1 rRNA gene is annotated in these 504 nt (G+C 56.3%); it reads right to left on the bottom strand.

The window, feature by feature from the left end:
• Positions 1-504: ribosomal RNA gene (locus tag RDU76_11940) — 23S ribosomal RNA — on the bottom strand; the annotation flags it as partial.

The following is a 504-nucleotide window of genomic DNA, read 5'->3' as shown; positions in this document are numbered from 1 at the left end:
CACGGTACTGGTACACTATCGGTCGCCAGGGAGTATTTAGGCTTGGATGATGGTCCACCCGGATTCCCACGAGGTTTCACGTGCCTCGCGGTACTCAGGAACCGCCCATGCCGCTTTCGATACCACATACGGGACTTTCACCCTCTATGGTCAGGCTTCCCAGCCTGTTCTGCTCTCTAGTCGCGGATCAATTATGGCGGCCCTACAACCCCGCATGCTCGAAAGCACACGGTTTGGCCTAATCCCGTTTCGCTCGCCGCTACTTCGGGAATCTCGGTTGATTTCCTCTCCTGCAGGTACTGAGATGTTTCACTTCCCTGCGTTCGCTTCCTAAGACCTATGAATTCAGTCAAAGGATGACTGGATATGACTCCAGCCGGGTTGCCCCATTCGGACACCTCCGGGTCAAAGCCTGCTTGGCGGCTCACCGGAGAATTTCGCTGCCTACCGCGTCCTTCATCGCCTCCTGGCGCCAAGGCATCCACCAGATGCCCTTAAACGCTT

It is taken from the genome of Candidatus Edwardsbacteria bacterium (assembly GCA_031082425.1).
Lineage (GTDB): Bacteria > Edwardsbacteria > AC1 > AC1 > EtOH8 > UBA2226.
This window is presented reverse-complemented; position numbering and strand designations above follow the sequence as displayed.